Source organism: Pseudomonas sp. TE3644 (assembly GCF_056278815.1).
Genome location: NZ_JBWBQF010000001.1, coordinates 5,791,211 through 5,805,818, shown reverse-complemented (window position 1 = coordinate 5,805,818; position 14,608 = coordinate 5,791,211). Strand labels below are relative to the sequence as shown.

Here is a 14,608-nt window from a genome sequence, read left to right as displayed (position 1 = left end):
GCGCCCGCGTTTTTTCATCACGTAGCCATACGGTCATCGACATGCAAGCAGCCAAGCCGTTATTCGACTATCCAAAGTACTGGGCCGAGTGTTTCGGGCCAGCGCCATTCCTGCCCATGAGCAGGGAGGAGATGGATCAGCTCGGCTGGGATTCGTGCGACATCATCATCGTCACCGGTGATGCCTATGTCGACCATCCGTCGTTCGGCATGGCCATCATCGGCCGTCTGCTGGAAGCTCAGGGCTTCCGCGTGGGCATCATTGCCCAGCCCGACTGGACCAGCAAAGACGACTTCATGAAGTTGGGCGAGCCCAACCTGTTCTTCGGCGTCGCGGCCGGCAACATGGACTCGATGATCAACCGCTACACCGCGGACAAGAAAATCCGTTCGGACGACGCCTACACCCCTGGCGGCCTGGCGGGCAAGCGCCCCGACCGTGCCAGCCTGGTGTACAGCCAGCGCTGCAAGGAAGCCTACAAGCACGTGCCCATCGTGTTGGGTGGCATCGAAGCCTCGCTGCGCCGCATCGCTCACTATGACTACTGGCAGGACAAGGTCCGCCATTCGATCCTGATCGACGCCTGCGCCGACATCCTGCTGTACGGCAACGCCGAACGCGCGATCGTCGAAGTGGCTCAGCGCCTGTCCTACGGCCAGAAGATCGAAGACATCACCGACATCCGCGGCACCGCCTTCGTGCGCCGCGATACGCCGCAAGGCTGGTACGAGGTGGACTCCACCCGTATCGACCGTCCGGGCAAGATCGACAAGATCATCAACCCGTACGTTAATACCCAGGACACCCAGGCCTGCGCCATCGAGCAGGAGAAGGGCGAGCAGGAAGACCCGAACGAAGCCAAGGTCGTGCAGATTCTGGCCAGCCCGCGCATGACCCGTGACAAGACGGTCATCCGCCTGCCGTCGTTCGAGAAAGTCCGTGCCGACGCCGTGCTCTACGCCCACGCCAACCGCGTGTTGCACTTGGAAACCAACCCGGGCAACGCCCGCGCGCTGGTGCAGAAGCATGGCGAAGTGGACGTATGGTTCAACCCGCCGCCCATTCCCATGACTACCGAGGAAATGGACTACGTGTTCGGCATGCCCTACGCGCGTATTCCACACCCGGCGTACGGCAAGGAGAAGATCCCGGCCTACGACATGATCCGCTTCTCGGTGAATATCATGCGTGGCTGCTTCGGCGGCTGCACCTTCTGCTCCATCACCGAGCACGAAGGCCGCATCATCCAGAACCGCTCGGAAGAGTCGATCATCCGCGAGATCGAAGAGATCCGCGACAAGGTGCCCGGCTTCACCGGCGTGATCTCGGACATGGGTGGCCCAACCGCCAACATGTACCGCATCGCCTGCAAAAGCCCGGAAATCGAATCGGCGTGCCGCAAGCCGTCGTGCGTGTTCCCGGGCATCTGCCCGAACCTGAACACCGACCATTCGGCGCTGATCCAGCTGTACCGCAGCGCCCGTGCCTTGCCGGGTGTGAAGAAGATCCTGATCGCCTCGGGTCTGCGTTACGACTTGGCGGTGGAGTCGCCGGAGTACGTCAAGGAGCTGGTCACCCACCACGTGGGCGGCTACCTGAAGATTGCCCCGGAGCACACCGAAGAAGGCCCGCTGAACCAGATGATGAAGCCGGGTATCGGCTCGTACGACAAGTTCAAGCGCATGTTCGAGAAGTACTCCAAGGAAGCAGGCAAAGAGCAGTACCTGATCCCGTACTTCATCGCCGCGCACCCGGGCACCACCGACGAAGACATGATGAACCTGGCCCTGTGGCTCAAGGGCAACGGTTTCCGCGCCGACCAGGTGCAGGCGTTCTACCCGTCGCCCATGGCGTCGGCGACCGCCATGTACCACTCGGGCAAGAACCCACTGCGCAAGGTCACTTACAAGAGCGACCCGGTCACCATCGTCAAGAGCGAGGCCCAGCGCCGCCTGCACAAGGCCTTCCTGCGCTACCACGACCCGAAAGGCTGGCCGATGCTGCGTGAAGCGCTGGAACGCATGGGCCGCGCCGACCTGATCGGCCCGGGCAAGCACCAGCTGATCCCGCTGCACCAGCCGGCGACCGACACTTACCAGAGTGCCCGTCGCAAGAACTCGACGCCGGCCGGCAGCCACAAGGTGGCCAAGGAAACCCGCATCCTGACCCAGCACACCGGCCTGCCGCCGCGTGGCAGCGACGGCTCCAAGCCGTGGGACAAGCGTGAACAGGCCAAGGCCGCCGCCGAAGCCCGCGCCAAGGAAGCCGCCAAGGCCCGCCACGACGCGGCCAAGGGCGGCAAGGGCAAGAAGAAACCTTCTCGCCAGCCGGTTCTGCCACGCTGATGTGAAGCCGGGTGTAACCGAAACCTTCGGTTACACCCGGTTTGCCGTTTCCCCTTGCACCCCACGGCCGGCCTGCGCAATATTTCATTAAGCCCCACGCCCGTAGCAGCGGCCGCCAGGTCGCGTCACTAGCACCGCGTAGCAACAGGTACACCACTCCCTGTGGGAGCGGGTTCTACCCGCGAAGAAGGGCACGCGGACTTCCTGATAAGCCGCGGTGTGCTTTTCGCGGGTAGAACCCGCTCCCACATAGACAGTTGCTGCTGCATATCGCATTTCCTCCCCCTCCCACTGAACAAGGAACCGTCCAGTGAGCACCGCTCTCAATCCGTCCTTTACCACCCCCTCCCAACACTCGCCCGCCAGCGCGTCGAAAGCCGCATCAACCTGTCACGCCTGTTCGCCGCCATCGATGCCGATCCCGGTATCGTCGGGGCGGGTGTGATGTATATCGATGGGGATTTCAACGTCATTACCCTGCGCGAGTTTCGGCCGATCTGCAGTCGGACGGTCAAGCGGCTCATTTTTCGTGAAACGCAGAGGCATACGACGCCGCAGCAATTCGTGGAACACTCCAATGAAGTCAATTGGAGCCGGGTTATACGAGGAATTGGCGGATGACTAAGGTGCTCACGCCGCGGGAGCGTATCGCCCGGTACATGCCCGTATTCATGGGCGTTGTGTTCATGGGGTGCTTGTCATTGGGCGCGGTTGTGTCCCTGGCGGGCGATGCTTTCTTTTCCGGTGTCCTGTTACACAAACGGGCTATCTATTCCTGGCTTGGTTGCATGGTGCTCGGATCCTTTGTGGTCCAGACGAATGTTTTCATTCTGTTTGGCCGACGCAAATGGGCCGCTGTAATGGCTGCTTACTTTGTCATTTGCCTAATCCTGGTGTTGTTCAGCTTTGCGCCTGACGAATCCAAGGTGCTGATAAGTATTTCAGTACTCTGGCCTCTCTTGGGCTTATTACTGCTCAACAGTCGTCGTCACCGCGAAATGCGTGACTATCATGTGTGGCTTCGTGGCCAGCGTATGCAAAAAACTGCGCGACGCTAGCAAGTGCTGCCGTTCCCCGCACGCGCCCTTTCTGTGCGACGCTGCGCACACACATCAGGCATGGCACGATCTTGGTGCTGTGCTTGAATGAGCAGGCGCTCTAGTGCTTGGCTTTGCCCACGTGGCATAAACCTTGCGCGGTGCGCTTACCGTTAAGGCTCGCAGGAGGCACGCCGTGTCGATTCATGTCGCATTGCACCATGTCACGCATTACCGCTACGACCGTGCGGTTGAACTTGGCCCGCAGATCGTCCGCCTTCGCCCCGCGCCCCATAGCCGCACGCGCGTGCTGTCCTATGCGCTGAAGGTGTTGCCCGAGCAGCACTTCATCAACTGGCAGCAGGACCCCCAAGGCAATTACCTGGCGCGCCTGGTGTTCCCGGAGAAAACCGACGAATTTCGCGTCGAGGTGGACCTGGTCGCCGAAATGGCGGTGTTCAACCCCTTCGACTTTTTCCTTGAGCCGTACGCGGAAAAGATTCCTTTCGCCTATGCCAAGGACGAACAGCACGAGCTGGCGCCTTACCTCGAGAAGTTGCCGCTGTCGCCCAAGTTCGAGGCTTACCTCAAAGGCATCGACCGCACGCCGATACCGGCCGTGGACTTCCTGGTGGCGCTCAACCAGCGCCTGAGCCAGGACATTGGCTACCTCATCCGCATGGAGCCGGGGGTGCAGACGCCCGAGCAAACGCTGGAAAACGCTTCGGGTTCGTGCCGCGACTCGGCCTGGTTGCTGGTGCAACTGATGCGCCACCTGGGGCTGGCCGCGCGCTTTGTGTCCGGTTACCTGATTCAACTGGCGGCGGACGTGAAAGCCCTGGATGGCCCGTCCGGCACCGAAGTGGACTTCACCGACCTGCACGCCTGGTGCGAGGTGTACCTGCCGGGTGCCGGCTGGATCGGCCTGGACGCCACCTCCGGGCTGTTCGCCGGTGAAGGGCATATCCCATTGGCCTGTAGTCCCGATCCGTCCTCGGCGGCACCCATCAGCGGCTTGGTAGAGCCGTGCGAGTGCGAGTTCAGCCATGAAATGTCGGTAGAGCGCATTTGGGAAGCGCCGCGGGTTACCCGGCCCTACACCGAAGAGCAGTGGCAGGCCATCTCGGCCTTGGGCCGGCAGATCGACGCCGACCTGGTGGAAGGCGACGTGCGCTTGACCATGGGCGGCGAGCCGACCTTCGTCTCCATCGACGACCCCGACGGAGCCGAGTGGAACACCGCCGCCCTGGGCGAGGACAAGCGCAAGCTGTCCGCCGAGCTCTACCAGCGCATGCGCGCCCGCTACGCCCCCAAGGGCCTGGTGCACTTCGGCCAGGGCAAGTGGTACCCCGGCGAGCAACTGCCGCGCTGGTCGTTGAACGCTTACTGGCGCGTGGACGGCGAACCGATCTGGCACAACGACGCGCTGATTGCCGATGAGACCCGTGATGACGGCGCCACCGGCGAGTTGGCCGGGCGCTTCCTGGCCAGTGTGGCCGAACGCCTGAAGCTGCCGACGCGCTTCGTGTTCCCCGCCTACGAGGACAATTTCTACTACCTGTGGCGCGAAGGCGCGCTGCCGGTCAACGTCACCGCCGAGGACTCGCGCCTGGGTGAGGAAATGGAACGCAAACGCCTGCGCAAGGTGTTCAGCCAGGGCCTGGACAAGGTCGTCGGCCAGGTGCTGCCGCTGGCGCGCACCGCTGCCGGTGATCAGTGGCAGAGTGGCCGCTGGTACCTGCGCGACAACCATTGCCGCCTGGTGCCGGGCGACTCGCCACTGGGCTATCGCCTGCCCTTGGGCTCGCAGCCCTGGGTAACGGCCGCCGAATACCCGTTCGTGCACCCCCGCGACCCCAATCAGGACCTGGGCGCGCTGCCCACGCCTGTGCAGTTGCAAGCCACCACCACCGCCCAGGTCGAAGAGCAGGAGCGCACGCCCAAACTCGACGAGTCGGCCAGCTGGCTGACCCGCACCGCCCTGTGCGCCGAAGCCCGGGACGGGCGCCTGTACCTGTTCATGCCGCCGTTGTCCGAAGTCGAGGCCTACCTGGAACTGGTGGCCGTGATCGAAGCCACCGCCGAAGAGCTCAAGTGCCCGGTGCTGCTGGAGGGCTACGAGCCGCCCTACGACCCGCGTCTGGCCAACTTCCGCATCACCCCCGACCCAGGCGTGATCGAGGTCAACGTGCAGCCCTCGGCCAGCTGGGATGAGCTGGTGGAGCGCACCGAATTCCTCTACGAACAGGCCCGCGAAACCCGCCTGAGCACCGAGAAGTTCATGATCGACGGCCGCCACACCGGCACCGGCGGCGGCAACCACTTCGTGCTGGGCGGCGCCACGCCGGCGGACTCGCCGTTCCTGCGCCGTCCCGACCTGCTGCGCAGCCTGATCAGCTATTGGCACAATCACCCGTCGCTGTCGTACCTGTTCAGCGGCTTGTTCATTGGCCCGACGTCCCAGGCACCACGGGTGGACGAGGCGCGCAATGACTCGCTGTACGAGCTGGAAATCGCTTTCCAGCAGATGCCAGCGCCCGGCGAGCAGTGCCCGCCGTGGCTGGTGGACCGCCTGTTGCGCAACCTGCTGATCGACGTGACCGGCAACACCCACCGCGCCGAGTTCTGCATCGACAAGCTGTATTCGCCTGACGGCGCCACCGGCCGCCTGGGCCTGCTGGAGCTGCGTGGTTTCGAGATGCCACCCCATGCGCGCATGAGCCTGGTGCAGCAACTGCTGCTGCGCGCCCTGGTCGCGCGCTTCTGGCGCGAACCCTATGCACCGCCCAAGCTGGCGCGCTGGGGCACTGAGTTGCACGATCGCTTCATGCTCGCGCACTTCATCGAGCAGGATTTCGCCGATGTCATCGCCGAGCTCAACGGCGCCGGCTACGGCCTGCGCGCCGAGTGGTTCGCCGCGCACCTGGAATTCCGTTTCCCCAAGATCGGCGACTACGCCGTGGCAGGCATCGAACTGGAGTTGCGTCAGGCCCTGGAGCCTTGGCACGTGCTGGGCGAGGAGGGCGGTGCCGGTGGTACGGTGCGCTACGTCGACTCGTCGCTGGAGCGCGTGCAGGTCAAGCTCAACGGCCTGTCGCCGCAACGCTACGTGCTGACCTGCAACGGCCGCACCGTGCCGTTGCACAGCACCGGCAAGGTCGGCGAGTACGTGGCCGGCGTGCGTTTCCGCGCCTGGCAGCCGTTCAACTGCCTGCAACCGACTATCCCGGTGCACGCGCCGCTGACCTTCGACATCCACGACACCTGGATGCAGCGCTCGCTGGGCGGCTGCCAGTACCACGTGGCGCATCCGGGCGGGCGCAACTACGAAACCTTGCCGGTCAATGCCAACGAAGCCGAAAGCCGGCGCCTGTCGCGCTTCTTCCGCCTGGGCCATAGCACCGGGGCGCAGCCTGTGCCTACACTCACGAACAATGACGAGCTGCCGATGACACTGGATATGCGTCGCACCTGAAAGGGCGGCCGGGCAACCGGCCTACCCGCATTTTCTGATGTATTACTGCCTGCGCCGAGCGTTCCATGCCAGACCTGCTTGACCGATACCCGCTGACCGCGGGAAGTTTTGACGAGATGCTCAAGGCCGATGGCTCGGTGCGCCCGCACTGGCGCAAGCTGTTTGACCAGTTGCAGCGCAGCAGCCCGGCGCAACTGGCTCAGCGGCAGGCGTTGCTGAGTCGGCAGATCCAGGAAAACGGCGTGACCTACAACGTCTACGCCGACCCCAAGGGCGCCGATCGCCCGTGGGAGCTGGACCTGTTGCCCCACGTCATTCCGGCTGCTGAATGGCAGCACCTGCGCGCCGGCATTGCCCAGCGCGCCAAGCTGCTCAACGCCGTGCTGGCCGATATCTACGGCCCGCAGGAGCTGATTCGGCAAGGCTTGCTGCCTGCCGAGCTGGTCTACGGCCACAACAATTTCCTCTGGCCGTGCCAGGGCCTGAAGCCGCCGGGCGATATCTTCCTGCACCTGTGCGCGGTGGACTTGGCGCGTACGCCCGACGGCCAATGGTGGGTCACTGCAGACCGTACCCAGGCGCCATCGGGCGCCGGCTACGCCTTGGAAAACCGCATGAGCGTGTCGCGGGCTTTCCCCGAGCTGTACCGCGACCTGAAAGTGGAGCACCTGGCCGGCTATTTCCGCACCCTGCAGGACACCCTGCGGCGCCTGGCCCCCGATGGCCACGAAGCGCCACTGATCGTGCTGCTGACCCCCGGGCGCTTCAACGAAAGCTACTTCGAACACCTGTACCTGGCACGCCAACTGGGCTATCCGCTGGTGGAAGGTAGCGACCTGACGGTACGCGACGCCACCGTCTACCTCAAGACCTTGAGCGGTCTGCGCCGGGTGCACGCGATCATGCGTCGCCTGGACGACGACTTCTGCGACCCGCTGGAGCTGCGCACCGACTCGGCCCTGGGTGTGCCCGGCCTGCTGGAAGCGGTGCGCCAGGGCCGCATACTGGTGGCCAACGCCCTGGGCAGCGGCGTGCTGGAGTCGCCCGGCCTGCTGGGCTTCCTGCCCACCATCAACGAGCACCTGTTTGGCGAAAAACTGATCCTGCCGTCCATCGCCACCTGGTGGTGTGGCGAGCCGCCGGTGATGGCCCAGGCGCTGGAAAAGCTGCCCAACCTGCTGATCAAGCCGGCGTTCCCGTCGCAAAGCTTCACCCCGGTATTTGGCCGCGACCTCGACGCCAAGCAGCGCAAGGCGATGGCCGAGCGCATCCAGGCGCGGCCGTATGCCTACGTAGCCCAGGAACTGGCGCAACTGAGCCAGGCGCCGGTTTGGCAGGACAGCGGCCAGCTGGCGCCCCGCGCCATCGGCATGCGCGTGTATGCCGTGGCCGGCTACGACGGATACCGGGTGCTGCCCGGCGCCCTGACCCGCGTGGCCGCCGAGGCCGACGCCGAAGTGGTGTCGATGCAGCGCGGTGGCGCCAGCAAGGACACCTGGGTGCTGGGCGAGCGCGTGCCCATCGGCGAGCAGTGGAAGGCCCAGCGCACCATCGGCGTCCATGACGTGGTGCGCGTCGACCCCTACTTGCCGTCGCGGGTGGTGGAAAACCTGTTCTGGTTCGGCCGCTACTGCGAGCGCTGCGATGACAGCGCGCGTTTGCTGCGCATCATCCTTGGCCGCTATATCGATGGCGACGACCCGCTGGCGCTGGAGGCCGCAGTGGAGCTGGCCGAACGCCTGTCGCTGCTGCCCGAAGAAGGCGATCTGGAAGAACGCCTGCTGGCGGCGCTGCTGGGCGAAGAGTGGCCGTTCAGCCTGCGCGCCAACCTGCAACGCCTGCAGTGGGCCGCCTCCCAGGTGCGCGGCAAGCTCTCGCGGGAAAACTGGCAGGCGCTGGTGGAGCTGCAACGCGAAGCCCAGAGCCTGGATGTGGAAGAGCCGGACTTCGGCGAGTTGCTGGATTTCCTCAACCGCCTGGTCATGTCCCTGGCGGCCTTGTCCGGCTTCGCCCTGGACGACATGACCCGTGACGAAGGCTGGCGTTTCCTGATGCTGGGCCGGCGCATCGAGCGTCTGCAGTTCCTCAGCACCAGCCTGGCCGCCTTCCTGCGCGGTGTGGCGGTGTCCGATCAGGCCGGGCTAGAGTGGCTGCTGGAGCTGGGCAACAGCAGCATCACCTACCGCTCGCGCTACCTGGCCGTGCCGCAACTGATCCCGGTGCTGGACCTGTTGCTGCTCGACGAACAGAACCCCCATGCCGTGCTGTTCCAGCTCAAGCTGGTGAACCGCTCGCTGCGCCGCCTCAACGAAGAGTTCGGCGCACCCCGCGAACGTGGCCTGGCGATGCTGATCGAACGGCTGTCGGCCTTCGACCTGGGCAGCCTTGAGCACTCCCTGTTCGGCGCGCCCAGCGTGCAGGCGGTGCTCGACGGCCTGGCCGATCTGCTGCAAACCATCAACGAGGCCAGCGGCCAGGTCTCAGACCGCCTGGCCCTGCGCCATTTCGCCCACGTCGATGACGTCAGCCAACGGACGATATCGGTATGAGTGCCCACTACCAGATCATTCACGACACCCATTACCACTACGACAGCCCGGTGTCCCTGGCCCAGCAGCTGGCGCACTTGTGGCCGCGGCCGTGCGCCTGGCAGCTGTGCCGCGAGCAGGCGTTGCAGATCAGCCCCGAGCCCACCTGGCGTGTGGATGACTATGACGTGTTCGGCAACCCGCTGACGCGCCTGACCTTCGAGCGGCCCCATGACGAGCTCAAGGTCAGCGCCCGCCTGAAAGTGGAAGTGCTGGCGCGGCCGGCGCTGGATTTTGCCGCCTCGCCAAGCTGGGAAGCGGTGCGCAGTGCCCTGTGCTACAGCAGTGCGCCCATTGCCGAAGACCTGATGAAAGCCTGTCGCTACCGCTTCGAGTCGCCCTATGTGCGCCTCAAGCAGAGCTTCGTGGCGTTCTCCGCCGATTGCTTCCCGCCAGGCCGGCCATTGCTGGAAGGCGCACGGGCGCTGATGGAAAAGATATTCGAAGAGTTCACCTTCGACGCCGAAGCCACGCAAGTGGCAACGCCGCTAGTGGAAGTGCTGGAGCGTCGCCGCGGGGTGTGCCAGGACTTTGCCCACCTGATGCTGGCGTGCCTGCGCTCGCGCGGCCTGGCGGCACGCTATGTCAGCGGCTACCTGCTGACCCAGCCGCCGCCCGGGCAGCCCCGGCTGATTGGCGCCGATGCGTCCCACGCCTGGGTGTCGGTGTATTGTCCGCCGTTCGGTTGGGTGGATTTCGACCCGACCAACAATGTGCAGCCCGCGCTGGAACACATCACCCTGGCCTGGGGCCGGGATTTTTCCGATGTGTCGCCGCTGCGCGGGGTGATCCTGGGCGGCGGCAGCCATGACCCGGAAGTGCAGGTCACGGTGATGCCGCTGGGGGAAATGCCGGACTGATCAGTCCGGCTTCTTGTCGGTCCACTTGGGCAGCACGGTAGGGCGCCAGGCATCCAGGGCGTCGAGCAGATCGCTGGCCGACTCGTTCACCTGCAGCATCGAGCGGTGCTGTTCACGCACGAAGTTCTCTTGCACCAGGTGGTCGAGGAAGCCGGTGAGCTTGCTGTAGAAACCATTGACCTCCAGCAGGCCCAGCGGCTTGCCGTGGTAGCCCAGTTGGCCCCAGGTCCACACTTCGAACAGCTCTTCCAAAGTCCCCAGGCCGCCAGGCAGGGCGATGAACGCATCGGCCAGCTCGGCCATGCGCGCCTTGCGCGCGTGCATGCCGTCCACCACTTCCAGGCGGGTCAGGCCCTTGTGGCCGATTTCCAGATCGTTGAGGCTGTGGGGGATGATGCCGATCACCTCGCCACCGGCTTGCAGCACCGCATCCGCGACGATGCCCATCAGGCCCACGGCGCCGCCACCGTATACAAGCGTCAGCTTGCGCTCGGCCAGGGTGCGCCCCAGGGTAATGGCCGCTTCACGATAAACCGGGTTGTTGCCGCTGCTGGCGCCGCAGAAAACACAGACTGAAGTCAGTGACATGGGGTTACTCCTGGCCGTTGAGGTGCCACAGGGTAAATCCGCGAGGGCTCTGGCTCCAGTCTTTCGTTCAGTCGTCCAGATAATCGGTGCCGGTGTTGCCGCAGGCGTAGGCGGCGAGCAGGCTGCGCAGGAAGTTGTTCATGTAAACGCTCCGTGATTGATATTGTATACAATATTGGGTGCGTGTTAGGTTTGTCTTGTTGATTGTCTCGATGAGGCTCATAGAAGAAGCCTTGCTTGAAACCTGTCCTGGAGAACCACCCATGTTCGCGAAAGTAGTAGCCGCTTCCCTGCTTGCCCTCGCTGCTGGCCAAGTATTTGCCGCCGAATGCTCGGTTGACGTCGATTCCACCGACAGTATGACCTTCGACAAAAAGGCCATCGAAGTCAGCAAGAGCTGCAAGACCTTCACCGTCAACCTGGGCCACTCCGGCGCCCTGGCCAAGAACGTGATGGGCCACAACTGGGTGCTGAGCAAGACCGCCGACGCCCAGGGCGTGGCCACCGACGGCATGGCCGCGGGTATCGAGAAGAACTACCTGAAGGATGGCGACGAGCGCGTGCTGGCGCACACCAAGATCATTGGTGCGGGCGAGAAGGATTCGGTGACTTTTGATGTGGCCAAGCTGCAGGCCGGGACTGATTACGCGTTTTTCTGCTCGTTCCCGGGGCACATCTCGATGATGAAAGGCGCGGTGACGCTGGTTAACTGATCCCCACACCCGTAGCCGCTGCCGCCAGGCTGCGCTGGCCCCTGAGTACACTGTAGATTTTCAGTGAGGCACAGGGCCAGCGCAGCCTGGCGGCAGCGGCTACGGGGTTTCAGGGTTTGACCTTGAACACATGGCGCAGATACGCCACGAAATTCTCATCCCGGCACTGCGTCTTCGCCGCCTCATCCGAGATCTTCGCCACCGGCTGGCCATTGCAGTCGGTCATCTTCAGCACAATGCTCATCGGCTCCACCCCCGGAATATCGCAGGTCAGGTTGGTGCCAATGCCAAAGCTGACGTTGATGCGCCCCCGCAACGCGCGGAAAATTTCCAGCGACTTGGGCAGGTTCAGCCCGTCGGAGAACACCAGCGTCTTGCTCATCGGGTCGATGCCCAGCTTCTGGTAGTGCGCGATGGCTTTCTCGGCCCACACCACCGGGTCCCCTGAATCATGGCGCAAGCCGTCAAACAGCTTGGCAAAGTACAGATCGAAATCGCTGAGGAAGGCATCCATGGTGATGCAGTCGGTCAAAGCGATGCCGAGCAGCCCCCGGTATTCACGCACCCAGCAATCCAGCGCCGCACTTTGGCTGTCGATCAGCCGCGGGCCCAGTTGCTGATGGGCCATGATCCACTCGTGGGCCATGGTGCCCAGCGGCTTGATGTCCAGTTCACGCGCCAGGTGCACGTTGCTGGTGCCGACGAAGCGCCCTGGGAAATCATGCTTGAGCACTGTCACCACTTCTTCCTGCACCTTGTAGGAAAAGCGTCGACGGGTGCCGAAGTCGGCTACCTGCAATTCAGCCAGCTCATCGGCCGAGGCGTTGGCGGTCAGCCACTCGAACTTGCGGTACAGCTGCTCGCGGGCCTGGCCCAGGGTGACTTCGCGGTAACGCACGCGGTTGCGCACTTCACTGACGATGGCCAGCAGTGGCACTTCGAACAGGATTACGTGCAGCCATGGGCCGCGCAGGCGGATGCTCAGCTGGTCGTTGTCGATGCTGGTCTGGATGTAACGCAGGTTGAAGCGGAACAGGCCCAGGAAGCGCAGGAAGTCCGGCTTCATGAAGTTGATGCGCTCAAGAAAGTCCAGCTGGTCGCTGCTCAGACTCAGTTCGCACAGCCGCTCGATCTGATAACGAATCTCGGCCAGGTAAGGGCGCAGGTCTTCACCGTTGCGGCAGCGGAACTCCCACTCCACCTCGACGTTGGGGTAGTTGTGCAGGACGGCCTGCATCATGGTCAGCTTGTACAAATCGGTGTCGAGCAGGTTCTGCACGATGCGATCAGCGAATACGCTCTCGCTCATTGAGGGCTCCAACTGGGCCTGGCGGCATGACGGAAACGGTAGTGGCGCACAGTAAAGGCACATTCTGCCAGTCTTTTGTGCCGGCCGCCGAATGCTTGAACCTGGCGCAAAAGCCTCTGGCCCAGCCATTTCGCCGCTTATATAAGTAGTTTCCTAACTAACTCTGTGTTTTTTCCTACACCGGCTAGCCTGTAATGGTGCGAGCCGTAGCAATCACGCACCTCGGATGTGCACTTCGGTTACGCAGCCTGTTACAGGTCGGTTGCACGCTGTGGCACGGGCAGGTTGCAATGATGGCACTTTAGGGTTGCTCCTTTTGTGTTGCAGGGTGCTACCAAGCGCCATCTAGACGGTTGCACGACCCGTATCGATGCGGGCGCAGGGCCTTCGCGCGGCAAAAGCGCGACGGTTTTCAGCATTTGAAAATCCGCTGGCACGGCGCTTGCTCAGAGCAATTGCTGAAGTTGTGAAGTTGTAGTGCCAACCAAAAAAACTCAGGAGCACCACCTCATGTCGCAGACGTTTTACAGGAAAGGTTTTCTGGCTCTCGCAGTGGCTACTGCATTGGGGGTTACTTCGTTTGTACAGGCAGCCGACATCAAGATCGGCGTGGCAGGCCCTATGACCGGTGCCAACGCATCGTTCGGCGAGCAATACATGAAGGGGGCCCAGGCGGCCGCTGACGAAATCAACGCCCACGGCGGCGTGAACGGCGGCAAGATCATCCTGGTGGCCGGCGACGACGCCTGTGAACCCAAGCAGGCCGTGGCCGTGGCCAACAAACTGGCTGACCAGGACAAGGTTGCCGGCGTAGTGGGCCACTTCTGCTCCTCGTCCACCATCCCGGCGTCCGAGGTTTACGGCGATGCTGGCGTGATCGCCATCACCCCAGGCTCCACCAACCCGGCCGTTACCGAGCGCGGCCTGACCGCCATGTTCCGCATGTGCGGCCGTGACGATCAGCAAGGCATCGTCGCTGGTGACTACATCGTCGACGTGCTGAAAGGCAAAAAAGTCGCGGTCATCAACGACAAGGACACCTACGGCAAGGGCCTGGCTGATGCCACCTCCGCCCAGCTGACCAAGCGCGGCGTCAAGCCGGTGCTGGAAGAAGGCCTGACCCGCGGCGAGAAGGACTTCAGCGCCCTGGTGACCAAGATCCGCGGCGTGGGCGCCGACGTGGTGTACTTCGGCGGCCTGCACCCCGAAGCCGGCCCACTGGTGCGCCAACTGCGTGAGGCCGGTCTGAAAGACGTGAAGTTCATGTCCGATGACGGCGTGGTTACCGACGAGCTGGTGACCACCGCCGGCGGCGCGCAATACGTCGATGGCGTGTACATGACCTTCGGCGCCGACCCGCGCCTGCTGCCAGACAGCAAGGCCGTGGTGGACAAGTTCCGCAAGGCCGGTTACGAGCCTGAAGGCTACACCCTGTACGCCTACGCTTCGATCCAGGCCCTGGCCGCCGGCTTCAACGGCGCCAAGTCCGACAAGGGTGAAGACGCCGCCAAGTGGCTCAAGGCCAACCCGGTGCAGACCGTCATGGGCACCAAAACCTGGGACACCAAGGGCGACCTGAAGGTCTCGGACTATGTCGTCTACCAGTGGGACAAGGACGGCAAATACCACCAGCTCGAAAAGCAGAAATGACATGAGGTCGGCCAGGCCTGCGGGGTAGCCCGCAGGCCGGGTC

At 63.6% G+C, this 14,608-nt stretch carries 10 protein-coding genes and 1 pseudogene; 8 read left to right on the top strand and 3 right to left on the bottom strand.

Annotated features, from left to right (window positions below; genetic code table 11):
• Positions 1 to 41 precede the first annotated feature (41 nt).
• From ACZ9GA_RS25700 to ACZ9GA_RS25675, 6 genes and pseudogenes are all read left to right on the top strand, one after another.
• Positions 42 to 2,345, top strand: a complete 2,304-nt coding sequence (locus ACZ9GA_RS25700) for a YgiQ family radical SAM protein (protein WP_455926353.1) — start codon at positions 42 to 44, stop codon at positions 2,343 to 2,345.
• A gap of 291 nt (positions 2,346 to 2,636) precedes the next feature.
• Positions 2,637 to 2,915: pseudogene (locus ACZ9GA_RS25695) on the top strand (hypothetical protein); the annotation flags it as partial.
• A gap of 47 nt (positions 2,916 to 2,962) precedes the next feature.
• Positions 2,963 to 3,403 carry a hypothetical protein gene (locus ACZ9GA_RS25690; protein WP_457359847.1) on the top strand — a complete coding sequence of 147 codons (441 nt, stop codon included), beginning with the start codon at positions 2,963 to 2,965 and terminating at the stop codon, positions 3,401 to 3,403.
• A 175-nt stretch (positions 3,404 to 3,578) separates the two neighbouring features.
• Positions 3,579 to 6,857, top strand: coding sequence for a transglutaminase family protein (locus ACZ9GA_RS25685; protein ID WP_457359849.1), 3,279 nt, complete (start codon positions 3,579 to 3,581; stop codon positions 6,855 to 6,857).
• A gap of 65 nt (positions 6,858 to 6,922) precedes the next feature.
• Complete coding sequence (locus ACZ9GA_RS25680) at positions 6,923 to 9,406, top strand: circularly permuted type 2 ATP-grasp protein (protein ID WP_457359851.1); 2,484 nt, start codon at positions 6,923 to 6,925, stop codon at positions 9,404 to 9,406.
• On the top strand, positions 9,403 to 10,305 hold the full coding sequence (locus ACZ9GA_RS25675; protein ID WP_457359853.1) for a transglutaminase family protein: 903 nt from the start codon (positions 9,403 to 9,405) through the stop codon (positions 10,303 to 10,305). Before ACZ9GA_RS25680 ends, ACZ9GA_RS25675 begins: the two co-directional genes overlap by 4 nt.
• On the opposite strand, the gene ACZ9GA_RS25670 is transcribed toward ACZ9GA_RS25675, so the two are convergent.
• A complete protein-coding gene (locus tag ACZ9GA_RS25670) occupies positions 10,306 to 10,893 on the bottom strand; it encodes an LOG family protein (protein ID WP_457359855.1) in 588 nt (195 codons plus the stop codon).
• Positions 10,894 to 10,960: 67 nt separating this feature from the next.
• On the bottom strand, positions 10,961 to 11,116 hold the full coding sequence (locus tag ACZ9GA_RS25665) for a hypothetical protein (RefSeq protein ID WP_457359857.1): 156 nt from the start codon (positions 11,114 to 11,116) through the stop codon (positions 10,961 to 10,963).
• Between the two features lie 40 nt (positions 11,117 to 11,156).
• Here ACZ9GA_RS25665 and azu point away from each other — a divergent pair, with 40 nt between their 5' ends.
• The gene (gene azu, locus ACZ9GA_RS25660; RefSeq protein ID WP_455926561.1) at positions 11,157 to 11,606 is read left to right on the top strand and encodes an azurin; all 450 of its coding nucleotides are present in this window, start codon (positions 11,157 to 11,159) and stop codon (positions 11,604 to 11,606) included.
• Between the two features lie 109 nt (positions 11,607 to 11,715).
• On the opposite strand, the gene pncB is transcribed toward azu, so the two are convergent.
• Entirely contained in the window at positions 11,716 to 12,915 is a 1,200-nt protein-coding gene (gene pncB / locus ACZ9GA_RS25655) for a nicotinate phosphoribosyltransferase (protein WP_457359859.1), read from the bottom strand.
• Positions 12,916 to 13,425: 510 nt separating this feature from the next.
• On the opposite strand from pncB, the gene ACZ9GA_RS25650 reads away from it, so the two are divergent.
• Positions 13,426 to 14,565, top strand: coding sequence for an ABC transporter substrate-binding protein (locus tag ACZ9GA_RS25650; protein WP_455925286.1), 1,140 nt, complete (start codon positions 13,426 to 13,428; stop codon positions 14,563 to 14,565).
• Positions 14,566 to 14,608 lie beyond the last annotated feature (43 nt).

What these genes read in the sequence shown, in the direction of transcription:
- ACZ9GA_RS25670 (WP_457359855.1), bottom strand. Translation starts at nt 10,893, where the DNA reads ATGTCACTGACTTCAGTCTGTGTTTTCTGCGGCGCCAGCAGCGGCAAC.
- ACZ9GA_RS25650 (WP_455925286.1), top strand. Translation starts at nt 13,426, where the DNA reads ATGTCGCAGACGTTTTACAGGAAAGGTTTTCTGGCTCTCGCAGTGGCT.
- ACZ9GA_RS25700 (WP_455926353.1), top strand. Translation starts at nt 42, where the DNA reads ATGCAAGCAGCCAAGCCGTTATTCGACTATCCAAAGTACTGGGCCGAG.
- azu (WP_455926561.1), top strand. Translation starts at nt 11,157, where the DNA reads ATGTTCGCGAAAGTAGTAGCCGCTTCCCTGCTTGCCCTCGCTGCTGGC.
- ACZ9GA_RS25675 (WP_457359853.1), top strand. Translation starts at nt 9,403, where the DNA reads ATGAGTGCCCACTACCAGATCATTCACGACACCCATTACCACTACGAC.
- ACZ9GA_RS25690 (WP_457359847.1), top strand. Translation starts at nt 2,963, where the DNA reads ATGACTAAGGTGCTCACGCCGCGGGAGCGTATCGCCCGGTACATGCCC.
- pncB (WP_457359859.1), bottom strand. Translation starts at nt 12,915, where the DNA reads ATGAGCGAGAGCGTATTCGCTGATCGCATCGTGCAGAACCTGCTCGAC.
- ACZ9GA_RS25665 (WP_457359857.1), bottom strand. Translation starts at nt 11,116, where the DNA reads ATGAGCCTCATCGAGACAATCAACAAGACAAACCTAACACGCACCCAA.
- ACZ9GA_RS25680 (WP_457359851.1), top strand. Translation starts at nt 6,923, where the DNA reads ATGCCAGACCTGCTTGACCGATACCCGCTGACCGCGGGAAGTTTTGAC.